At 46.2% G+C, this 22,371-nt stretch carries 19 protein-coding genes; 18 read left to right on the top strand and 1 reads right to left on the bottom strand.

The features are described 5' to 3' along the window. Positions 1–18: 18 nt before the first annotated feature. From I8U27_RS08760 to glnA, 17 genes are all read left to right on the top strand, one after another. Positions 19–1,029 carry a LacI family DNA-binding transcriptional regulator gene (locus tag I8U27_RS08760; protein WP_181751674.1) on the top strand — a complete coding sequence of 337 codons (1,011 nt, stop codon included), beginning with the start codon at positions 19–21 and terminating at the stop codon, positions 1,027–1,029. Positions 1,030–1,095: 66 nt separating this feature from the next. Beyond that, the gene (locus tag I8U27_RS08755) at positions 1,096–2,154 is read left to right on the top strand and encodes a Gfo/Idh/MocA family protein (RefSeq protein ID WP_181751675.1); all 1,059 of its coding nucleotides are present in this window, start codon (positions 1,096–1,098) and stop codon (positions 2,152–2,154) included. 257 nt (positions 2,155–2,411) lie between these two features. Continuing rightward, entirely contained in the window at positions 2,412–3,893 is a 1,482-nt protein-coding gene (miaB, locus tag I8U27_RS08750; RefSeq protein ID WP_181751676.1) for a tRNA (N6-isopentenyl adenosine(37)-C2)-methylthiotransferase MiaB, read from the top strand. 1 nt (position 3,894) lies between these two features. Continuing rightward, positions 3,895–4,320 carry a RicAFT regulatory complex protein RicA family protein gene (locus I8U27_RS08745; protein WP_181751677.1) on the top strand — a complete coding sequence of 142 codons (426 nt, stop codon included), beginning with the start codon at positions 3,895–3,897 and terminating at the stop codon, positions 4,318–4,320. A gap of 97 nt (positions 4,321–4,417) precedes the next feature. Beyond that, positions 4,418–4,999 (top strand): outer spore coat protein CotE, encoded by a 582-nt coding sequence (cotE, locus tag I8U27_RS08740; protein WP_181751678.1) that lies wholly within the window; start codon positions 4,418–4,420, stop codon positions 4,997–4,999. A 141-nt stretch (positions 5,000–5,140) separates the two neighbouring features. Then, positions 5,141–6,526 carry a putative amidoligase domain-containing protein gene (locus I8U27_RS08735; RefSeq protein ID WP_181751679.1) on the top strand — a complete coding sequence of 462 codons (1,386 nt, stop codon included), beginning with the start codon at positions 5,141–5,143 and terminating at the stop codon, positions 6,524–6,526. A 74-nt stretch (positions 6,527–6,600) separates the two neighbouring features. Next, positions 6,601–9,207: a DNA mismatch repair protein MutS gene (gene mutS / locus I8U27_RS08730; RefSeq protein WP_181751680.1), complete on the top strand. Its 2,607-nt coding sequence runs from the start codon at positions 6,601–6,603 to the stop codon at positions 9,205–9,207. A 27-nt stretch (positions 9,208–9,234) separates the two neighbouring features. After that, positions 9,235–11,175 carry a DNA mismatch repair endonuclease MutL gene (gene mutL, locus I8U27_RS08725; protein ID WP_181751681.1) on the top strand — a complete coding sequence of 647 codons (1,941 nt, stop codon included), beginning with the start codon at positions 9,235–9,237 and terminating at the stop codon, positions 11,173–11,175. Positions 11,176–11,179: 4 nt separating this feature from the next. Beyond that, on the top strand, positions 11,180–11,971 hold the full coding sequence (locus I8U27_RS08720) for a class I SAM-dependent methyltransferase (RefSeq protein WP_181751682.1): 792 nt from the start codon (positions 11,180–11,182) through the stop codon (positions 11,969–11,971). Continuing rightward, positions 11,961–12,890 carry a tRNA (adenosine(37)-N6)-dimethylallyltransferase MiaA gene (miaA, locus tag I8U27_RS08715; protein ID WP_181751683.1) on the top strand — a complete coding sequence of 310 codons (930 nt, stop codon included), beginning with the start codon at positions 11,961–11,963 and terminating at the stop codon, positions 12,888–12,890. The genes I8U27_RS08720 and miaA overlap by 11 nt, the downstream gene beginning before the upstream one ends. 44 nt (positions 12,891–12,934) lie before the next feature. After that, positions 12,935–13,177, top strand: coding sequence for an RNA chaperone Hfq (gene hfq / locus I8U27_RS08710; RefSeq protein WP_181751684.1), 243 nt, complete (start codon positions 12,935–12,937; stop codon positions 13,175–13,177). Between the two features lie 96 nt (positions 13,178–13,273). Further along, a complete protein-coding gene (spoVK, locus tag I8U27_RS08705; RefSeq protein ID WP_181751685.1) occupies positions 13,274–14,257 on the top strand; it encodes a stage V sporulation protein K in 984 nt (327 codons plus the stop codon). A gap of 41 nt (positions 14,258–14,298) precedes the next feature. After that, positions 14,299–15,570, top strand: a complete 1,272-nt coding sequence (gene hflX / locus I8U27_RS08700) for a GTPase HflX (RefSeq protein ID WP_309506119.1) — start codon at positions 14,299–14,301, stop codon at positions 15,568–15,570. A gap of 20 nt (positions 15,571–15,590) precedes the next feature. Next, entirely contained in the window at positions 15,591–16,877 is a 1,287-nt protein-coding gene (locus I8U27_RS08695; RefSeq protein ID WP_181751758.1) for a methionine gamma-lyase family protein, read from the top strand. A 197-nt stretch (positions 16,878–17,074) separates the two neighbouring features. After that, positions 17,075–17,557: a DUF456 domain-containing protein gene (locus I8U27_RS08690; RefSeq protein ID WP_181751686.1), complete on the top strand. Its 483-nt coding sequence runs from the start codon at positions 17,075–17,077 to the stop codon at positions 17,555–17,557. Between the two features lie 144 nt (positions 17,558–17,701). Continuing rightward, a complete protein-coding gene (locus I8U27_RS08685; RefSeq protein ID WP_181751687.1) occupies positions 17,702–18,100 on the top strand; it encodes a MerR family transcriptional regulator in 399 nt (132 codons plus the stop codon). A 54-nt stretch (positions 18,101–18,154) separates the two neighbouring features. Further along, positions 18,155–19,498, top strand: a complete 1,344-nt coding sequence (glnA, locus tag I8U27_RS08680) for a type I glutamate--ammonia ligase (protein ID WP_181751688.1) — start codon at positions 18,155–18,157, stop codon at positions 19,496–19,498. A 146-nt stretch (positions 19,499–19,644) separates the two neighbouring features. On the opposite strand, the gene I8U27_RS08675 is transcribed toward glnA, so the two are convergent. Continuing rightward, a complete protein-coding gene (locus tag I8U27_RS08675) occupies positions 19,645–20,832 on the bottom strand; it encodes a CapA family protein (protein ID WP_181751689.1) in 1,188 nt (395 codons plus the stop codon). Between the two features lie 153 nt (positions 20,833–20,985). Here I8U27_RS08675 and asnS point away from each other — a divergent pair, with 153 nt between their 5' ends. Beyond that, on the top strand, positions 20,986–22,278 hold the full coding sequence (gene asnS, locus I8U27_RS08670; RefSeq protein WP_309506120.1) for an asparagine--tRNA ligase: 1,293 nt from the start codon (positions 20,986–20,988) through the stop codon (positions 22,276–22,278). The last annotated feature ends 93 nt before the right edge of the window (positions 22,279–22,371 follow it).

The raw sequence follows: 22,371 nt of genomic DNA, 5'->3' as shown, positions 1-22,371 counted from the left end.
TAAGTTGGTGAAAATAAGATGCCTACCATCCGAGATGTAGCCAAAATGGCCGGGGTTTCAGTCGCCACAGTCTCCCGGGTTATCAATCAAAGCGGGTATGTCAATACAAAAACAAGAGCGAAAGTGTTACATGCCATGAAGCATCTCAACTACAAACCCAGTACAGTGGCGCGGGGATTAGCCGGCAAAAAAATGCACTTTATTGCCTTGATCCTCCCGGATATATCAAACCCTTTTTTTTCAGAGTTGGCCCGTGCGGTGGAAGATGTTGCCCAGCAGCATGATTTTACTGTTTTCCTGTGTAACTCTGATAATGATGACAACAAGGAAGCCAATTACATTGAAGTATTAAAGAAAAAAAATGTTGACGGGCTGATTATTTCATCAAATACCTTTAATGAAAAAGATATTGAATCATTCCGTGATGATAAAATTCCCGTGGTTATTCTGGACCGCTCTATTATTAATGAAGGTTACAGTATTGTTCGGTCTAAAAACCGGGAGGGTGCCCGCCTGGCTGTCCATCATTTGTTGGAACACGGTTGCCGCAAAATTGCCCATATATCCGGTCCGCAAAAAACAGATACGGGCAGAGAGCGTTTATACGGATATGAAGATGTTGTTAAGCTTTTTAGTTGGTATGATCCTACCCTCATTGAAGAAGGCCAATTTCAAATTGAAGGAAGCGATATTGCCCTGCAAAATCTGTTGAGGAGACATCCGGATATTGATGGGATTTTTGCCGGAAACGACTTGATGGCTCTGGGGGTTTTAAAAGAACTGCGAAAACAGGGGCTCAGGGTTCCAACAGATATAGCGGTTTGTGGATTTGACGGAATTATGTTGACGAAATTAACACAACCCACCATTACAACGGTAGCTCAACCTATTTATCAAATGGGGGCAAAGGCAGCTAAAATGCTGGTGCAAAAAATCAGGGGTGAGCAGACCGGATCTCAACTGTTTGAATTTGAGGTAAAACTGATTGAGGGAGAGTCAACTCAAAGAAATCACTGCAAAAATTCATGAATTTCCTGTTATTTCTCGTCAAAAAATGGTTTTATTTCCCTTTCATTATAAAAGGAGCGTTGTTATATGACTCAACGTTTACGGGTTGGAATTATTGGTGCCGGCGGAATCGCGAGTGATGCACATATCCCCAACTATTTAAAATGTGGAGATAAAGTTGAACTTATTGCCATTGCTGATGTTGTGAAAGAAAAGGCCCTGCAAGTGGCGCAAAAATTTCATATCCCTCATGCTTTTTCCAACTACGAAAAAATGCTGCAAGAGATGGAATTGGATGCCGTCAGTATCTGTACCCCGAATAAGTTTCATGCTCCGGCTGCAGTTGCTGCACTGGAAGCAGGGTGTCACGTTCTTTGTGAAAAACCTCCTGCCATGACTGCTTCAGAAGCGGAGCGAATGGCTCGAATCGCTAAGCAAACAGGGAAAATTCTTACCTATGGATTTCACTACCGCCATTCCCCGCAAGTGGAGGCACTTAAACGTTTTATTGATGCAAATGAATTAGGGGAAATTTATTCGGCCAGAGCCCAGGCTCTCCGCCGGCGCGGAATCCCCGGCTGGGGCGTTTTTACCAATAAAGAACTGCAGGGCGGGGGAGCCTTGATCGATGTTGGTGTACACATGTTGGATACTGCTTTGTACCTGATGGGTTATCCGGAACCGGCGATCGTTTTAGGAAGCACTTATCAGAAGATTGGTACCCGAAAAGGGGTGGGCCTGTTTGGTGAATGGGATTGGAAGAACTTCTCCGTTGAAGATTTGGCGCAAGGGATGATCCGTTTTAAGAATGGGGCCACTTTGCTGTTGGAAGCTGCTTTTGCTGCCAACATTGAGCAACATGAAATGATGCAGGTATCCCTCATGGGAGACCAGGGAGGGGCGGATGTTTTCCCTTTGAAAATTTATCAGGAAAAGTATGAGACCTTGATTGATATCACTCCGTCTTATTTGCCCAAACAGGGATACCACGAGGTGGAGATTGCCAGATTTGTCGACTCCTGCTTAACGGGAACCCCACCTTTAAGCACCCCGAAACAAGGAACCATTCTACAGCATATCATCGAGGCTTTTTATCAATCAGCGGAAACAGGCGAAGCAGTTAAAATAAGTTTGAATGAATATTAAACACGCCAAGCAGAATCAGGTGCCGTAAACTGGGCGCCTAATTTTTTTGCAGGGATTATTTATTACTCCTGCAGTAAAATAACTTAAACAAGTTTGCAATACAAACCTATTGCGGATGGATGCCAGCGTCAGGAGCTGTTATTGAAAGAGATAACGGATTGATGTATAATATGTTAGTTGCAAAGGGCTACTTATTAATCTGACTGTTCGTTCATTGATATATATTTTGTAGCTGAAACAGAAAGGTGTGAAAACAAATGAGCCAAAAAGTGAAAGATTATAGCCAGTACTTCATCGCACCTGACTTAAAAGCAGCAAAGAAGCGTGGAAAAGAAGAAATTCAAGTGCTGCAATTTGAGCAGATCCCTGAAAATATGCGCCAGGTGGGTCAGGGAAAAAAATATCTGATCCAGACGTACGGTTGTCAAATGAATGTACACGATAGCGAGACGATTGCCGGTATCCTGGAACAAATGGGATATACAGCAACAGAAGAAGAGCAGGAAGCAGACATCATTTTACTGAACACCTGTGCGATCCGCGAAAACGCGGAAGATAAAGTGTTTGGAGGCTTGGGCCGCCTGAAGCGCCTCAAATTGGAAAAACCGGATCTGATCCTGGGAGTATGTGGCTGCATGTCTCAGGAAGAGTCTGTCGTGAACCGTATTTTACAGAGTTACCAGCATGTAGATCTCATCTTTGGTACGCATAATATCCATCGTCTTCCTTATTTGCTGCAAAATGCTCTTTTCAGTAAGGAAATGGTGGTGGAGGTCTGGTCCAAAGAGGGCGACGTGGTTGAAAACATGCCTAAAGTGCGGACAGACGGGTTGCGCGCATGGGTGAACATTATGTATGGCTGCGATAAATTCTGCACCTACTGTATCGTACCATATACCCGGGGAAAAGAGCGGAGCCGCCGTCCTGAAGATGTGTTAAACGAGATTCGGGATCTAGCCCGCAAAGGTTATCAAGAAGTCACCCTGTTGGGGCAAAATGTAAATGCCTATGGGAAAGACTTTACCGATATCAATTATCGATTTGGTGACTTGATGGATGATGTACGAAAGATTGGAATCCCCCGTGTACGTTTTACGACCAGCCACCCGCGCGACTTTGATGATCATTTGATCGAGGTGCTCGCTAAACGCGGAAATCTGGTTGAACACATTCATCTTCCGGTACAGTCCGGAAGCAGTGCTGTGTTGAAAATGATGGCCCGTAAATATACCCGTGAACAGTACCTGGAACTGGCACGTAAAATCAAACAAGCGATTCCTGACGCAGTCTTCACTACGGATATTATCGTCGGATTCCCCGGGGAGACAGAGGAACAGTTCCAAGAAACACTGTCTCTGGTGGAGGAAATGCAATATGATTCCGCCTTTACCTTTATCTACTCCCCGCGTGAAGGTACACCAGCTGCTAAAATGAAAGACGATGTGCCAATGGAAGTGAAGAAAGAACGGTTGCAGCGGCTCAATGATTTACAAAATGAAATCAGCCGTAAAAAGAATGAGGCTCTTCGCGGTCAAATTGTTGAGGTTCTCGTGGAAGGGGAAAGCAAGAAAAATGCTAATGTATTATCCGGCCGGACTCGCACTAACAAGTTAGTCAACTTTACCGGCCCCAAACATCTGATTGGCAAGCTTGTCCATGTCCGTATCGACGAACCTCAAACCTGGACATTAAAAGGAGTATGGGTTGATCAAGAGCAATTAGCTCAGGTGGGTGTCTGAGATGGCATCAATTTCCACAGAGCATCCTATTCTTTTATTGGCGGGCAAGTTGGCAAATCGCTTGCAGGAGTGTGAGGAAATAAGGCGCTTCAGGCTGGCGGAAGAGCAAGTGAAGAACAGTAAAACGGTACAAAACTATATTGAAACAATCAAACGAAAACAAAAAGAGCTGGTTCATGCAAAGCATTTCCAAAAGACCGGGTATATTCGCCAATTGGAGCAAGAATTGGAACGATTAAATGATGAGTTGGAACATCTCCCGATCGTTCGTGAATACCAGCAATCACAAGTAGACGCAAATGATTTGTTGCAAACCATCCAGAGAATTGTCGCCGATACGGTATCAACTAAAATCTGTGTGGAAACCGGAGGCGAAGACCCGGGTGGTTGCGGCAGCGGCGGGCCCTGTGGCTGCAAGAGCAAATAAAGACAACCCTGCGGAAAAACTCCGCAGGGTTTTTTGCACTCTAGACACATGCCCTGCATACACTTGTTATTGAACGATGTTTGGAGGAGGGAGCATATTGTCGAATACAGATAGAGCAGTGGAATACCGCCAAATTATCACCAAAGCAGTTTGCGGAAAAGGGCGGAAATTTTCTCAGGTCACGCATTCGATTTTACCACCGGAAAACATCCATACCATATTGGGAGCCTGGGTCATCAACCATACGTACGAATGCAGTCAAGTTGGAGAAGCTGTTGAAGTTCGTGGCAGTTATGATATCAATATCTGGTACTCTACCAAAGGCAACACCAAAACAGATGTTGTCAAAGAAACGGTTCGCTATACGGAGCAAGTTCCTCTGGGTTACTATGATCGCAACACTCGTGAAGTAACTGCTGAAGTGAGTGCCGTTGTTACGCAAGCGCCCAACTGTGTGGAAGCGTCCATCTCAGCTCAGTCCGATGCCGTGATCGTGCGTGTAGAAAAAGAGTTTATGGTAGAGATGGTGGGAGAAACTAAAATGTGCGTGGCTGTTTATCCGCTGGAAATGGCCGAAATGGATGACAAAGAGTCGATAAGCGGTTATTCCGATGAGATGGAGAACTACCAGTTTGAAGATCTCGATCCCGATTTGGTGATTGACGATTTAGACGATTAAATTATCTATATTTTATTCAGTATCGAAGGCAAATGCCTTCTTTTTTTCTTTTTTACTAACCATTTTCCTCTTTGACACATAACATATGACATAATGCTGTTGTTTTACACCCCAGGTGCGGTAGAAGAAAGGGGAAAGGTTATGGGAGCCGTTACCCTTCCTTATATTGCAATAGAGAACAAGGTTCGGGATGCTGTCGTTGCCAAGGATCGAAAGCTTGCACCTTCGATTCGTCTGGAAAGCCCAAACGATCATCGGCTTGCAAAAGCCATGCTGATCTTGAATGATGAAAAGAAGGTAGAGGGGGCGATTGCCTCCCAAACGAGAAACCAGACCCTGCAATTGCACGGAATCTCTGTTTCAATGGACGGATCTGTCTTAAGGGAATATGTTGTCTGCGTCTTCCAAACCCGCGTTCTTGCCATGTATCGTTCTATCAGCCAATCTGCCTGGCTGGCTGCCGCCAGGAAACAAAAGAAGCTTACCTTTCAAAGAGTGCCCGTTCAAGATCAGAGAAAAGAGGTGCGGAAAGTACGTATGCTCTCAATCCGTGCCTTATATGCCCTGGGATTGGATTATGGGGTAGTGAAAATCGGGATTGGAGCCGCAAGAAAAATGGTGGTGCTGCAGGTTGTCCCAGGTCCGAAGCTGAATCAGGAGATGGAAAATGCGCTGGTTAGGTCTATCACGCAATATATAAAACAATTGAAAGAACCCAGAATTCCACTTGACCGGATCGTTCTGGGGGCTGACCCCGAGTTTGTTATGCAATCACCGAAAGGGCAGCTGTTAATAGCTTCCAAATATTTCCCGGTTCGCGGGAAAGTTGGTTGTGATGCAATTTGGCTGGGGCAAAGCCATTCCAATAAACCGCTTGTAGAAATCCGGCCCGAACCTTCATCAGATCCCCGTACCTTAGTGATCCGAATCTATCAAGGATTGATGCAGGCAGCCAAGAGAATGAGAAATACACCTGGAAAATGGTTAGCGGGAGCCATGCCTTACAATGGCTTTTCTTTAGGCGGACATATCCATTTCAGCGGGATTCATCCAAATTTTAAGATGTTGAGGGCATTAGATAATTACTTATCCCTTCCCCTCGTGGCAGTTGAAGATGAAAGAGGAAAAAACCGCCGCCCTAAGTATGGTTTTCTGGGGGATTTTCGCTACCAGTATCATGGAGGATTTGAATACCGGACTCTGCCCAGCTGGCTTATCTCTCCTACACTGACAAAAGGTGTTTTAGTGGCGGCCAAACTGATTGTAGCCAACTATCCGACCCTGAAGCATAATCCGTTAGCTGAGTTTACTATGCAACAGGCTTATTATGCCGGCAACAAAGAAAAGATAGCCGGATTGGTCGAATCGATGTGGGAGGATCTCAAGAAGTTGGAAGATTATAAGATCTATCAAAAGTATCTTGATTCATTTTATCGCTATATCACATCAGGGGAAGCCTGGGATGAAAGGCAGGATTTAAGAAAGGTTTGGCGGATTCCCCCGTATCATCGGCGAAAACAAGCGTAAAAGGGGTGCGCTTGTTCTTTTTTTCATGTTACAATAAATGAACGAAAAAATAGTAGATTCCGGAGGAAAAGAGAGTGGCACAGTATACTCCGATGATTCAGCAGTATCTTTCAATTAAGGCACAATACCCCGATGCCTTTTTATTTTTTCGGCTTGGCGATTTCTATGAAATGTTCTTCAGCGATGCAGAAAAGGCTTCTGAAGAGTTGGAAATTACCCTGACAAGCAGAGACGGGGGAAAAGAAAGGGTGCCCATGTGTGGAGTCCCCTATCATTCTGCCCATACATATGTTGAGAAACTGATTGAAAAAGGTTATAAAGTGGCTATTTGTGAACAAGTGGAAAATCCCGCAGCAGCAAAAGGGGTAGTTAAGCGGGAAGTAGTGCGTGTTATCACCCCGGGAACGATTATGGAGGAAAATATGCTGGTTGACCAGGAAAACAACTTTCTGGTCACCATTACGGGCTCCGGTTCAACCGTGGCTCTTGCTGCTGTTGATCTCTCCACGGGTGAATGCCATGTGACAGAACTGGATGGTTCCGGGAACTTCGTGTTGGACGAGATTGCTTCTTACCAACCAAAAGAAGTTGTGTTAGACGAGTTGCTGACACAAGAGAAAAACCTGATCCACAAGGTGCAAACCCGTATAAAAGCACTGCAAACCCTGTTTACTTACTCCCGGTCCGACACAGAGACGGAACAGGAGTTGGCTAGTCAGTTTCCCGATTTTGCTCAAGTTTGCACCACTCCTCTTCTCAAACGGGTGCTGGGAATTCTCGTTACCTATCTGCAGCAAACCCAGAAACGCTCACTCAGTCATTTACAGCGTTTACGCCGATATGATGCCAGGCAGTATATGATGTTGGATGATGCGGCAAAACGCAATCTGGAATTGACGGTGACCCTGGGGGAGGGAAAAAAACGAGGTTCTTTATTATGGCTGTTAGACCGGACAGCTACAGCGATGGGTAGCCGCCTGCTGAAACGATGGCTGGACAAGCCTCTGCTCAATATGGAGAAGATTTATGAGAGACAGGAAGTAGTAGAAGCTTTTATTGCCGACTTTCTCTTATTGGATGATGTGAAAGATTATTTAAAGCAGGTGTATGATCTGGAACGACTAGCGGCCAGAATCTCTTTCGGTTCGGCCAATGCCCGTGATCTCAATGCTTTGAAACGTTCGTTACAAGTGATTCCCCGCTTAAAAGAAAAACTGATACTCACTTCTTGTCCCCGCCTGCAACAACTGGGCGAAGAGATGGATGCCTGTCCGGATATCACGGAGCTGATTGAACAGGCGATAGTGGATGAACCGCCCGTATCAGTCAAAGAAGGCGGCATGATCCGGGAGGGATATGATCAAAAACTGGATGAGTACCACTCTATTCAGAAAGATGGAAAAACCTGGATTACCCAGTTGGAGCAAAGAGAGAGGGCAGCAACGGGGATTAAATCGCTCAAAGTGGGATATAATCGTGTATTTGGCTATTACATTGAGATAACAAAATCCAACCTTCGCCTCTTGCCAGAAGGCAGGTATCAGAGGAAACAAACGCTGGCCAACGCGGAGCGTTTTGTTACTGCTGAGTTGAAGGAGAGGGAACAGCTGATCCTGACTGCGGCCGAGAAATCAGTCGACCTGGAGTATGAATTGTTTACCCAGGTGCGGGAACAGGTTTCAAATCAGGTAAACCGCATCCAATCCCTGGCCGAACGGGTGGCTGAACTGGATGTTTTACATGCTTTTGCCATCATTGCCCGCCAATATCAGTATGTTCGTCCCGCCCTTCACTCAGGAGACCGTATTTTTATTGAAGCGGGGCGGCATCCAGTGGTTGAAGCGGTTTCCGATGATGAAACATTTATTGCGAACGATGCGGAATTAGATGCGACTAAACGACAGATTTTACTTATCACCGGACCCAACATGGCTGGAAAAAGCACATATATGAGGCAAGTGGCACTTATCACGATTCTTAGCCAGATTGGAAGTTTCGTACCTGCCAGGCAAGCGGAGGTCGCCATTGTCGACCGGATTTTCACCCGGATCGGGGCGGCAGATGATCTGATCGGCGGACGGAGCACATTTATGGTGGAGATGGCCGAAACCTGCCATGCCCTAAAGGAAGCAACACCCCGCAGTCTTATTTTACTTGATGAAGTTGGAAGAGGAACCTCTACCTATGATGGAATGGCTCTCGCTCATGCGATTGTCGAGTATATTCATGATCATATCGGATGCAAAACACTGTTTTCCACTCATTATCATGAGCTGACTGAACTGGAAGATAAGCTGGATCGTTTGGTAAATATTCATGCTCATTGCATTGAGAGAAATGGTAAGGTGGTCTTTTTACACCGTATGATGCCGGGCGGAGCTGACAGAAGTTATGGAATCCATGTGGCTGAACTTGCAGGGCTCCCTCAACCGGTCATTGAGCGGGCAAAAGAACTGCTGTCCGAGTTGGAAGGACGGCTGCAACAGGCGGCGAGCGCGTCTCCCGGACAACTCAGCCTGTTTGACTGGGGCCCCCCGCAGGAAAAAGTGGTGGTAAAAGAAGTTGGCTTGTCTGAGGAGGAGAAACAGGCACTGGAAGCGATTCGTTCATGGGATTTGCTGAATAAAACTCCGTTTGAATCAATTCAGCTCCTGTTTGAACTACAACAGAAACTCAAATGAGGCAACTATGGCTGGAGGTGAGAAGCGGTGGGGAAAATCCAAATCTTAGATGATCTTTTAGCTAATCAAATAGCAGCGGGTGAAGTAGTGGAGCGTCCGTCGTCCATCGTGAAAGAGCTGGTGGAAAATGCGATTGATGCCGAGGCGTCCCGAATCCGGATCTACATTGAAGAGGGGGGAATCTCCCTTATTCGGGTATCCGATAATGGAGTGGGCATGGAGAGAGAGGATGCCCGCCTCGCTTTTTCACGCCATGCAACCAGCAAAATCAAGCGGGAACGCGATCTTTATTCAATCCGCACCCTGGGGTTTCGCGGTGAAGCTTTACCCAGTATCGCTTCTGTGTCCCGTGTTTCTTTAACAACGGCGGACAATCCGTCCGGGCTGGGGGTAAAGGTTCAGATCGAGGGTGGAAATTTTGTTTCGATGGATGATGTCTCCTGTTCCCCGGGAACTGAAGTTATTGTGAGAGATCTTTTTTACAACACCCCGGCTCGTTTGAAATATCTAAAAACCGTCAACACTGAAATTAGCCATGTTGCTGACGCGATCGGACGGTTGGCTCTGGCTCATCCAAATATTGCTTTCTCACTTTCACACAATCAGCGCGAGTTATTTCGTACCCCCGGTGACGGAAAGTTGATTCATGTCCTGCATGCCTTGTATGGGAAGCAAGTAGCCAGTAAGCTGGTTTCTATATCGGGAGAAAATCCCGACTTTCGTATTTCAGGGTGTATGAGTAAACCGGAAGTGACTCGTTCCAGCCGTTCCTATATTACCATTATTCTCAATGGCCGTAACGTGCGATCCATTCCGATCACCCAATCCGTTCTGCGTGCGTATGGAACATTGCTGCCGACGGGACGTTACCCGATCGGTGTGCTGCATGTTGAGATGGATCCAAAACTGGTAGATGTCAATGTCCATCCGGCAAAATTGGAAGTGCGGCTCAGCAAGGAAAGAGAATGCTGCCAACTAGTCGAACATACGATTAAAAAAGCGTTTCAAGAGCAGCGGTTTGTACCTGAAGTGTCAAGGGTTCCCGGTGAGGCAAAAATGCAAAAAACCAAGGTTGTTCAGGAGTCTTTGCATTGGGAGCCCCCGGCATCCAAGCATTCCGGATATTCTGCACCAAAGGATGGCTCCAGCCGGGTGAAGGAAATGGCAGAAACTCCAACCCGGACGAATCAAGCAATACCCCCAGCGGAGCCTTCCCGCCTTCAACGGGATATCGGAGGGTTGAACATTGATCAGGATGAAGCAATCTTTTCACCAACTGTTTCATCCATATCCCAGATAAAAAAAGACTGGCGTTCCGCACCCGGACTTCTGCCTCCAGAAGAGATACCAGGCTCTTCTGAAGAAGAGAAAGGGGAAAAGAAAAAGAGATTGCCGGAAATGATGCCGTTAAGCCAGATTCACGGAACCTATATCGTGGCACAATCAGCCGACGGCTTTTATTTGCTGGATCAGCACGCTGCGCATGAACGAATTTATTATGAGCTTTTCTCTAAAAAAATGAATGAGGAAAACCACCGGCAACAGCCGCTTTTGATCCCGATGACGATTGAATGCTCTCCTGCAGAAGCAGAAGTGGTGCAGGCGTATATTGACTATCTGAAGCAGTGGGGCTTAGAAATTGAGCCTTTCGGCGGATCTACATTTCTTGTTCGTTCCTATCCCAGCTGGTTTCCCCAGGAGGATGCGGAGTCCATCATCCGGGAAATTGTTGAATGGCTGAAAGAGCAGGGCAAGGTGGAGACGGCAAGATTGCGAGATGCGGGAGCCAAGATGATGTCATGCAAAGCGGCGATCAAAGCAAACCGGCATCTGCGTCAAGATGAGATGGAGCATTTGCTGCAACAGCTAAATGAGTGCCATAATCCGTTTACTTGCCCCCATGGGCGTCCAATTTTTATTCATTTCTCCACCTATGAATTGGAAAAAATGTTTAAGCGGGTGATGTAATATCTTGTTTGTTACCACTTCTTTTCACCCAGGTATCAAAGAACTTCATGAGGCAAGATCCCTGGCATCCTCTCTTGGAGTGCCGTTTATCCAACGGGAGCGGGATTCACTTGTTGATCTATTTGCCCGTACTGGAAAAAAACAAGTCATCATTGTAACAAAAAAGGGCTGGAGATATGAAGATCAAAAGGGAGATCAGTTCTTTTTTCATCCAAATATGTCAGCGCTTCGGATTAAACATATGATGAAAGGGGAACCGGATGCACTGGTTGCAAGCTCATCTATGGAACCGGGGGATCAAGTACTTGATTGTACCCTGGGTATGGGAGCTGATGCGATCGTCTCTTCTTTTGCAGTGGGGGAAGAGGGAAAGGTGGTTGCACTTGAGAGCCAGCCTGTGATTGCTGCACTGGTCAAACAGGGTTTAAAAACGTATATGACCAATCGGAAGGAATTAAACCGGGCCATGCGTGCGATTGAAGTGGTGCAGGCTGATTATCGTTTTTACCTGCGACAATGCCCGGATCGTTCGTTTGACATTGTTTACTTTGACCCGATGTTCAGGGAAACGGTACAGTCATCCGCAGCGATGCAAATGCTTAAACCGATTGCCAATCCGGAACCTCTGGATGAAGATTCGGTCAGAGAAGCAGTCCGTGTGGCAAAAAAAGCAGTTCTGTTAAAAGAACGGCCCAAGAGCGGGGAATTTGAGCGATTAGGCTTTGAAATTGTGAAGGAAGCTTCCAACTATGCGTGGGGTGTGATCCGAAAAAAGGAGGGGCGGGATGAATCCTGATCTGCTTCTGATTGTGGGACCTACTGCGGTAGGTAAAACAGCACTCAGTCTGCAAATCGCTGAAGAATTTGATGGTGAAGTGATTTCCGGTGATTCGATGCAGGTATACAGAGAGATGGATATTGGGACAGCAAAAGCATCAGAAGAGGAAAGAAGGCGTGTTCCCCATCATCTGATTGATATTATTGATCCTGACACCCCGTTTTCTGTTCAGGAATTTCAAGCGTTGGCCCGCCAAAAGATTGAGGAGATTGCAGCTCGAGGACATCTGCCAATGCTGGTGGGAGGCACCGGGCTTTATATAGAAGCGGTCACTCATGGTTATAAAATGCCTTATGTTGAAGAAAATACGGAATTGCGCCGGGAGCTGCACCTTTTTGCCGAAAGGGAAGGGAATAAAGCACTCCACCAACGCCTGTATGAAGTAGACCCCGTCTCTGCCGAAAAGTTACATCCAAATGACCGCAGGCGGATCATTCGCGCTCTGGAAGTTTACCATGCGACAGGAAAGCCATTTTCACAAATCACGGGCAAAAAAGAGTCTCCTTATCATCTCCTGTGGGTCGGTTTAACCATGCCGCGTGACCTTTTGTACGAGCGCATCAACCAGCGTGTCGATCAGATGATTTCGGCTGGGCTTGTAGATGAAGTGAAACGCTTAAAAGAAAAAGGATACCACCGTAATTTGACATCTATGCAGGCAATCGGGTATAAAGAAATCATGAGTTTTCTGGAAGGGGAAATGACGTTTCCCGAAGCGGTTGACCTAATAAAAAAAGGAACGAGAAAATATGCAAAACGTCAATTTTCCTGGTTTCGCCGGATACCGGAAATCCATTGGTTTGATGTGACAAAAGATGAAAGTTTTGAAGAAATTCAACGGTTGGTGGCAGGAAAGTTCCTTCACTCTAGAGAATAGAGTAAACTAACGTATAACGTTAAATTACATAGGAGGTACGGGTTTTGAAACAATCCATCAATATTCAAGATACATTTCTCAACCAGATTCGTAAAGAATCAGTACCAGTCACCATCTATTTAGTGAATGGATTTCAACTTCGCGGGGTTGTTCGTGGATTTGATAATTTTACCATCGTAATCGACAGTGAAGGGAAACAACAGATGGTTTACAAACATGCCATCTCCACCTTTACACCGGCACGCCCTGTTTCACTGATGTCCTCCGAAGAGAATAAAGAGGGTTAAAAACCAAGTGGCGCCACTTGGTTTTTTTCTTGTTCACCAAACTCTGGGCAGGTGCGTATACATAGAAAAGCTAACCCAGTCGGAGAGGTGAACCGCATGAGCAGGAGAGTGGTTACAGGAAATGCAAAACATCAAATTCATGTTGTGTTTGACCATCAAAAAAATGAAATTCATGCCATGCCTCACCCTGGGCCTGAAGAAGCCGGTTCCTTTCCCGGAAAAGAGGAACATGGCCCCCTGCGTGAGTGTCTAAACCAATTAAATCAGCTGGTAGGGCTTTCTCAGGTAAAAGAGTTTGTACGCGAGATCTACGCCTGGCTGGAAGTCGGCAAGCGGAGGAGAGCGGCTGGTTTGCTCTCCGGACAGCAGGTGTTGCATATGGTTTTTACAGGAAACCCAGGTACCGGCAAAACCACAGTGGCACGAATATTAAGCCGTCTGTTTCAAGAAATGGGGGTGCTCTCCAAAGGGCATCTGATCGAAGTAGAGCGGGCTGACCTTGTCGGGGAATATATAGGACATACTGCTCAAAAGACAAGAGACCATGTCCGCAAAGCACTGGGTGGTATTTTATTTATCGATGAAGCGTATTCCCTTGCCCGGGGCGGGGACAAAGACTTTGGAAAAGAAGCGATTGATACGATGGTCAAATCGATGGAAGACTATAAAAATGATTTTGTACTTATTCTGGCGGGCTATTCAGAGGAGATGGAACACTTTCTTCGGTCTAACCCTGGTTTGCCTTCCCGCTTTCCTATACATTTGACATTTCCTGATTTTCTTATTGAACAGCTGCTGGAGATCGCAGAACAGATGGTAAAGGAGAGACAATACCGTTTGTCCTTGGCTGCCAAGGAAAAATTGCGCAACCATCTGCAGAAAGAGATGAACAGGAATGACAGACATTTCGGGAATGCCCGTTATGTGCGCAACCTGATTGAGCAAGCGGTTCGCCATCAAGCAGTTCGCCTTTTAAACATGCGTTATCCCAGCCGGGATGATTTAATGATTTTGCGAGGGGAAGATTTTCAACTTGAGGATGCCGTCAGGAAAGCGCCAGTCTATTCATGGTATAATTAGACGAAATCAAGGGCGGGAAAGGAGAATCAAGAATCGAACAATTGGAACATAAAGAAAAAGCAATGATTGTGGGCTGCGGGCCCAAAAGCAAGGAATGGGAAATACATTCGACACTTGCCGAACTGGAACGTCTGGCACATACTTCACGTGTCGAGACGGTAGCAAGGATTGTCCAGTTTCGTGACCGAAAAGATCCCTCCTGGCTGATTGGAAAGGGAAAGGCAGAAGAGATTGCGAGACTGGCCGAGGAAAAAGCTGTGGATTTGGCCATCTTTGATCAGGAGCTCTCGCCGGCGCAAGTAAGAAATTTAGAGCAGATCCTCCCTTGTAAAGTGATTGACCGGACACAACTGATTTTAGACATCTTCGCGCAAAGGGCCCAAACCAAAGAGGGGCGTTTGCAAGTTGAGTTAGCCCAGTTACAATATCTCTTGCCCCGTTTGGCAGGCCGGGGAAAAGAACTCTCCCGTCTGGGTGGCGGCATTGGCACCCGAGGCCCGGGAGAGAAAAAACTGGAGACAGACCGGCGGCATATTGGCCGCCAGATTCGTCAGTTAAAAAGAGAGCTGGAAGAAGTGAAAAAACATCGCCAGTTACATCAGGCCAGACGCAGAAAATTGGACTGGCTTCAAGTGGCTCTGGTCGGCTATACCAATGCTGGAAAGTCAACACTTTTAAACCGTTTAACGGGGGCAGGAGTTCTTGTGGAAAACCAACTGTTTGCCACACTTGATCCAACCTCGCGCGCATTACAGTTGCCTTCGGGCCGGGAAGTACTTCTCACTGATACGGTTGGCTTTATCCGAAAACTTCCTCATGATTTGGTAGCTGCTTTCCGCTCTACTCTGGAACAGGTAAATGAGGCCGATTTGCTTCTGCATGTGGTGGATTCCAGCCATCCGGAGGCTTTGGAACAGATGGAGGCAGTAGAAGAGGTACTAAATGATCTGGGGGCTGCTCATATTCCTGTCTTAACGGTTTTTAATAAAGCAGATAAAGCCGATTCACGGTGGCCTGATGCGCCGGGTGACCATGTAATTCAGGTTTCAGCTTTTAATGATATGGATATTGCGCGTTTAAAACAGGAAATAGAACAAGCTTTAGAAAGGGAACAGATCGAAGGGAAAGCGGAAATTCCAGTCGAACGGGGGGATTGGATTTCTGCCCTGTACGATTCAGCAGAAATTCTCAGCTCGAGGATAACGGAGCTGACGATAGAAATAAAATTCTGTTTGCCTTTAAAAAATTACCAACGGCTTTCCCCGGAGCTGAAAGCATGTATTCAAAGTCAACCACTTGCCCGCAGACTTTAACTGTAGAAATGGTGTGTAAAGTGTACAAACATTTAAGCCATGGTTTCCGGATCAAACAAATCGTAACGGAAATTGAACAAAAAATTGTTCCTGTGATACGAAAGATTGAAGAACAAGCAGAATACGGACAGTGGAAGGTGCTTGACTTCTTTCGTAAGCACGGAGTCAGCGAGCATCACCTGCAATCGTCGACAGGGTATGGATATGATGATCTGGGACGTGACACACTGGAAAAAGTTTTTGCCGATCTGTTTGGAGCTGAAATGGCTCTTGTCCGACCCAATATCATCTCAGGTACACATGCCATTGCCGCCTGTTTATACGGTATTTTGCGTCCGGGAGATGAACTTATATACCTTACGGGAAAACCCTACGATACGTTACAGCAAGTAATTGGCTCCGGTCAGGATGGCTCAGGATCTCTTGCTGATTACAACATTTCCTATCAAGAAGTTCCCCTCACACCTGAGGGGAGCATAAACTGGCCACGATTTGAACAGGCGCTAACGCATCGTACGCGCCTTATCGGAATTCAACGATCGAGAGGCTATTCGGCCCGCCCCTCTTTTACCATTAGTCAAATTAAAGAGATAATTAACCACATCCGCGCGATTCGCCCGGATTTGCTCGTTTTTGTGGATAATTGCTATGGTGAATTTGTGGAAGCAGAAGAGCCTACCCATGCAGGGGCAGATATTATTGCTGGTTCTTTAATTAAAAATCCCGGAGGAGGACTGGCCAAATCGGGAGGTTATATCACCGGAAAAGCCAAGTGGGTGAAACGGGCGGCATCCCGTCTTGTTGCTCCGGGAATTGGGCTGGAAGGAGGAGCAACTTACGGGTATCTGCGCGATTTCTTTCAAGGTTTATTCCTTGCACCTCACGTGGTTGGTGAAGCTTTAAAAGGAGCGGTCTTTACCTCGGCCCTGTTAGAAGAACTGGGCTTTGACACCTCTCCGGGCTGGCAAGAAAAACGAACAGATATTATTCAACAGATACATTTGGGAAGTCCTGAACGGCTTGTTGCTTTTTGTCAGGGAATCCAATCGGCATCCCCTGTCGATGCCCATATTTCACCTGTTCCCGCGGCTATGCCCGGATATGAGGACCCTGTGATTATGGCGGCTGGCACTTTTGTGCAAGGGGCCAGTATCGAATTGTCAGCGGACGGGCCGATTCGTCCGCCATATATCGCTTATCTCCAGGGAGGGCTGACCTATTCCCATGTAAAGATTGCGGTAATCCAAGCGCTTGATCAGATGATTTCCACAGGATCTCTGTCAATCACTACACCGGAAAAACATTAATGATTAAGATGAACACTACTTTCACAGCAAACCTTCATGACCTGGACGACACAACCCCTGGGATGAAAATTTTATCGTGCGGGGAAGCTGAAATCTGGGGACCTTTTGGCGACGCAAGGCGCCGAATCGGGAGCGGGACAGAATTCTGCCTTCGCCCATAACAATACACTTTCACAGAAAAAAGGAGCGAAACCTTGATGGAAACGGTCTGGTGGGTTCTTATCATCATTCTCTTTTTGCTGGCGTATGCGGGTCTCGTGTTACTTGCGTTACCGGATATACCTTTTATTTTGGGAGGTTTTCTCCTTTATCACTTTTTAATCGACAACACTCAGTTGGGTTGGCCGTTCTGGATCACTGTTGTCTTCTTTACCATCGTCTTGTTCGTGTTGGACTATGTCGCAGGGGGATTGGCTGCAAAAAAATATGGGGGCTCCAACTGGTCGATGATTGCTGCAGTCGCGGGGGTTCTGATCTTTCCATTTTTTCTTGGCCCGCTTGGTATTATTGTGGGACCTTTTCTCCTTGTTTTTTTGGTGGAACTTATGCAAAACAAGGATACAGAAAAAGCTTTAAAAATCGCACTCGGCACGCTGATCGGGTTTTTAGGAAGCGTGTTTGTTAAGTTTTTAGTGATCACAGGTTTGATTATCTGGTTTGTGATCCTTGTGTTCCTTTAATCCAAACTGCTTTCCTGTACTTTTTCGGGAAAGCGGTTTTTTTGATTATTGATGTTATTTTTTTTAACATCAATTGACAAAGAAAGCTAACATGAATAGAATAAGAGTAGTAAAAGCAATCGCCCAAGAGAGGAGGGCGCCGGTATGAGGGATAACATACGTCGGAATATGCCTTTGTTTCCGATTGGAATTGTGACCAAGTTGACAGAATTGACACCGAGACAGGTTCGATACTATGAACAACAGGGGTTAATTCGTCCGGCGCGAACCGATGGAAATCAGCGTTTGTTCTCTTTTAATGATGTAGATCGCTTACTGCACATCAAATCATTAATGGAAAAGGGAGTGAACATCGCTGGTGTCAAAGAGATGTTAAAGCAATCTCAGCAAGTCTTGGAAGCGAAGAAAGAAGCAGAGAAAGCGAAAAAAGAGTTGTCCGAGCAAGAGTTGCGCCGTTTGCTCAAACGCCAGCTGATTCATCCCGGCCGGCCGGGTCAAACTCATTTGACCCACGGGGAACTTTCCCGATTCTTTCGTCACTAGTTGTTTTACATGGAAAAATCATTCTATTTCAGCTTGAAGGGAGAACAAAAAACGATGGCTCACCGTAACTACACCAAGGAAGATATTCTCCGTATTGCAGAGCAAGAAAATGTTGCCTATATTCGCTTGCAATTCACCGATATGTTAGGAACGATCAAAAACGTTGAAATCCCGCGCAGCCAGTTGGCAAAAGCACTGGATAACAAAATGATGTTTGACGGATCTTCGATTGAGGGATTTGTTCGCATTGAAGAATCTGATATGTATCTCTATCCGGATCTCAATACCTGGGTGATCTATCCCTGGACTTCCAGTAGTGAGGGAAGAGTGGCAGGTCTTACCTGTGACATTTACAATCCCGACGGGACACCATTTGCCGGCGATCCGCGCGGAATTTTGAAACGAGTGTTGAAAGAGGCGGAAGAACTTGGCTTCACTTCTTTTAATGTAGGACCGGAACCGGAATTTTTCCTTTTCAAAACGGATGAAAATGGTGAGCCTACACTCAATCTCAATGACAAAGGCGGTTATTTTGACTTAGCTCCGCTGGATCTGGGTGAAAACTGCCGCCGTGATATCGTTCTTACCCTTGACAAAATGGGTTTTGAAGTAGAAGCCTCCCACCACGAGGTTGCACCCGGACAACACGAAATCGACTTTAAATACGCTGATGCCGTAACTACTGCTGATAACATTCAAATCTTCAAACTGGTAGTCAAAAACATAGCCCGCAGATATGGTTTACACGCAACCTTTATGCCAAAACCACTCTTCGGTGTGAATGGTTCCGGCATGCACTGTCACCAATCCTTGTTCCGCGGTGCTGAAAACGCGTTTTATGATGAGAGTGATGAACTGGGCTTGAGCGATATTGCCCGTCATTACCTGGCAGGGATTCTTAAACACGCACGTTCCTTCACTGCGGTTACCAACCCGCTGGTAAACTCCTATAAGCGTTTGGTTCCCGGGTTTGAAGCTCCTTGTTATGTTGCCTGGTCTCCGCAAAACCGCAGTCCGCTCGTACGTGTACCGGCTTCCCGCGGTTTGAGCACCCGGATCGAAGTCCGTTCACCCGACCCGTCAGCAAACCCGTACCTGGCACTTGCCGTTATGCTTAAAGCCGGTTTGGATGGTATCAAAAATAAGCTGCCGCTTGCAAAGCAGACCGACCGGAACATCTATGTCATGGATGAAGCAGAGCGCGAAGAAGCAGGGATCACTAACTTGCCCGCAAGCCTTAAAGATGCGCTTATTGAACTGCAAAACAACCCGGTCATGGTTGAAGCATTGGGTGAGCACGCTTTGGCCCACTTTGTCGAAGCTAAAGAGATTGAGTGGGATATGTTCCGGACCTCTGTTCATCCGTGGGAACGCGAACAATACATGTCTCTGTACTAAGCTATTGAAAAAAACACCGCTTTTCCAAATGGGAAAGTGGTGTTTTTTTGAAGTAAATGGATCTCTTAGAATTTCTCCCTCCACTCATAAATGGAAACACCCCTCCAAATGAGCGGTAATAATCCGCTTGGAGGGGTGTAAGGCAATTAATCCCTGTTCAATGAGAACGTAGGAAACGTTCCTTTTTCTTTCATCAACTGTTGGGTGTGGTTCCAGGTCATCCGCCACTTGGCAGGGGTGAGGCCGGGATAGTCAGGCAAGGTGCCGGGCTGTTTAGTCTCTGTGGGGATGACTACATACTGCCTTTTCCCGTTTTGATAGTATTTATGGACATAGGTTGGCAGGAATGAAACATTTTTCAAGCTGGTTTGTTTTTTGGCAGGATCTTTCTCTAAATCAAAATAGAGGATGACTCCCTCATCTGTGTACGGATCCTGCTGGTTTGAGATGAAGTTTCCCATTGAATAAATAATAAATTTTTCTTTCCCGTTAATAGTTACTTTCTCCATAGGCTGCAATACGTGAGGGTGGCTGCCGAGAATCACATCGGCCCCGTCTTCCAGAACTTGCCGGGCAATTTTTAACTGATAATCATTTGGATGCCGTTGATACTCATTTCCAAAGTGGAGAGAGACACAAACAAAATCGGTTCCCTGTTTTTTTGTCTCTTTCACATCTTGGGCAATTTGAGTGGTGTTGATGCGATTGATTAGATAGGGCTTGTCCTTGGGAACGGGAAGTCCGTTGGTTGATTGTGTATAGGCAAGGAAAGCAATGGTAATTCCGTTTTTCTTTAAGATAGCAGCCTTCTTTTCTTCGTGAGTGGGAGCTGTTCCGGTTGTCTGGATCCCTGATTTATTCACTGTCCGGTAAGTTCGGATCACCCCTTTTTCACCTGTGTCCATCGCGTGGTTGTTCGCGGTGCTTACCACATCCACACCTGCATCTTTCAAGGCATGTACAAGTTCGTCCGGAGAGTTAAACTGAGGATATCCGCTGAAAGGTTTTGATCTCCCGGCAAGGGTTGTTTCCAGGTTGCCGATGGCAATATCGGCCGACTGTATATACGGTTTAACTTCCTTAAAAAAAGAGCGGAAGTCATAACTCCCATCAGCCTGAATTCCAGCCCGGATCTGTGGTGAATGTAACATGATATCGCCAAAAGCAGCCACCCGGACGGTTTTTGGTGCCTCGGCTTCTGCCTTGTCTTTGGACGGCTCCGTTTTTGTCGGTTGATCTAAAGAGGGAGTAGTAAGATCACCAAAAAATGCACAACCGGGAAAAGGCAAAAAAAGAAGGAATAAAAAAACGAAAGCAGAGAAAATATGTTTCAATAATATGACCTTCTTACTGTGTTTGAATAATAATATTCATGTAAATTATACCTTGTCCATATGATCCTTACCAGAAAAATCTCGCTTTCGTTGACTGTTGAAAATAATGAGTTGTATAATAAACAACAGCGTCATTATCGGGAGGTTACATACGTGCTGACAACGATTAAAGAAATATCCGCGCATGTTGGCAAAGAGGTTAAAGTGGGCGGGTGGCTATATAATAAGCGTTCAAGTGGCAAAATTCAATTTTTGCAACTGCGGGACGGAACCGGTTTTATTCAGGGAATTCTGGTTAAAAAACAAGTTTCACCCGAAGTTTGGGAACAGGCAAATCATTTGACTCAGGAAAGTTCTCTTTATGTGTGGGGAGTCGTTCGTGAAGATGAGCGTGCCCCGGGCGGGTATGAAATGGATATAACCAATATCGAAGTGATTCAGATTGCTGAAGAATACCCGATTGCCAAAAAAGAACATGGGGTAGATTTCCTGATGGACCACCGCCATCTGTGGATCCGCTCTCCCCGCCAACAGGCCATTTTAAGGATACGTGCCGAGATTATTCGTGCCATTCAAGGATTCCTGGATGAAAATGGGTTTACATTGGTAGACCCGCCTGTCCTGACTCCTTCATCATGTGAAGGAACAACCAACTTGTTCCACACCAAATATTTTGACGAAGATGCCTATCTGACACAAAGTGGCCAGCTCTACATGGAAGCAGCTGCGATGGCGTTGAACAAAGTTTACTCCTTCGGGCCGACATTTCGTGCTGAAAAGTCGAAAACCCGCCGCCATTTGATTGAGTTTTGGATGATCGAGCCGGAGATGGCTTTTGTTGATCATGAAGAAAGCCTGAAAATCCAGGAACAGTTGGTGGCACATACAGTGCAGGCAGTCTTGGCCAACTGCAAGCAGGAACTGAAAACACTGGATCGTGATCTGAGCGCACTGGAAAACATCAAAGCTCCGTTTCCGCGCATCACTTACGATGAAGCGGTAGAGCTTTTGCATAAGGAAGGATTTGCAGACTTTACGTGGGGAGATGATTTCGGCGCTCCGCATGAAACGAAGATAGCGGAAAGCTTTGACCGTCCGGTGTTTATTACCCATTACCCGACTGAAGTAAAATCCTTCTATATGAAACCTGATCCAAATCGGCCTGAAGTGGTTCTCTGTGCTGACATGATCGCACCGGAAGGTTATGGGGAAATCATCGGGGGCAGCCAGCGTATTGATGATCCTGTCCTGCTGGAACAACGATATGAGCAACACGCTTTGCCGCGTGAAGCCTATGAGTGGTATATGGATTTACGTAAATACGGAACAGTTCCCCACTCAGGATTCGGATTGGGGCTTGAAAGAACAGTTGCTTGGATCTGTGGACTGGATCATGTTCGTGAAACGATTCCGTTCCCGCGCATGCTCTACCGTCTATACCCGTAAGGTTGAGAAATCCCCGCATCGGTTCAGGAACCGATGCTTTTTTATTTTTCAAGTCTGTTTCTATCCAACTTGAGAGTGATATAGTAGAGAAGA

The sequence above is a fragment of the Paenactinomyces guangxiensis genome, from assembly GCF_016055185.1.
In the GTDB taxonomy this organism is placed as follows: Bacteria; Bacillota; Bacilli; order Thermoactinomycetales; family Thermoactinomycetaceae; genus Paenactinomyces; species Paenactinomyces guangxiensis.
Note: the sequence above shows the minus strand (reverse complement) of the source record. Positions and strands in the feature narration are given on the sequence as shown.

What these genes read in the sequence shown, in the direction of transcription:
- I8U27_RS08690 (WP_181751686.1), top strand. Translation starts at nt 17,075, where the DNA reads ATGGAAACGGTCTGGTGGGTTCTTATCATCATTCTCTTTTTGCTGGCG.
- I8U27_RS08685 (WP_181751687.1), top strand. Translation starts at nt 17,702, where the DNA reads ATGAGGGATAACATACGTCGGAATATGCCTTTGTTTCCGATTGGAATT.
- I8U27_RS08735 (WP_181751679.1), top strand. Translation starts at nt 5,141, where the DNA reads ATGGGAGCCGTTACCCTTCCTTATATTGCAATAGAGAACAAGGTTCGG.
- I8U27_RS08755 (WP_181751675.1), top strand. Translation starts at nt 1,096, where the DNA reads ATGACTCAACGTTTACGGGTTGGAATTATTGGTGCCGGCGGAATCGCG.
- miaB (WP_181751676.1), top strand. Translation starts at nt 2,412, where the DNA reads ATGAGCCAAAAAGTGAAAGATTATAGCCAGTACTTCATCGCACCTGAC.
- miaA (WP_181751683.1), top strand. Translation starts at nt 11,961, where the DNA reads ATGAATCCTGATCTGCTTCTGATTGTGGGACCTACTGCGGTAGGTAAA.
- glnA (WP_181751688.1), top strand. Translation starts at nt 18,155, where the DNA reads ATGGCTCACCGTAACTACACCAAGGAAGATATTCTCCGTATTGCAGAG.
- I8U27_RS08760 (WP_181751674.1), top strand. Translation starts at nt 19, where the DNA reads ATGCCTACCATCCGAGATGTAGCCAAAATGGCCGGGGTTTCAGTCGCC.
- I8U27_RS08745 (WP_181751677.1), top strand. Translation starts at nt 3,895, where the DNA reads ATGGCATCAATTTCCACAGAGCATCCTATTCTTTTATTGGCGGGCAAG.
- spoVK (WP_181751685.1), top strand. Translation starts at nt 13,274, where the DNA reads ATGAGCAGGAGAGTGGTTACAGGAAATGCAAAACATCAAATTCATGTT.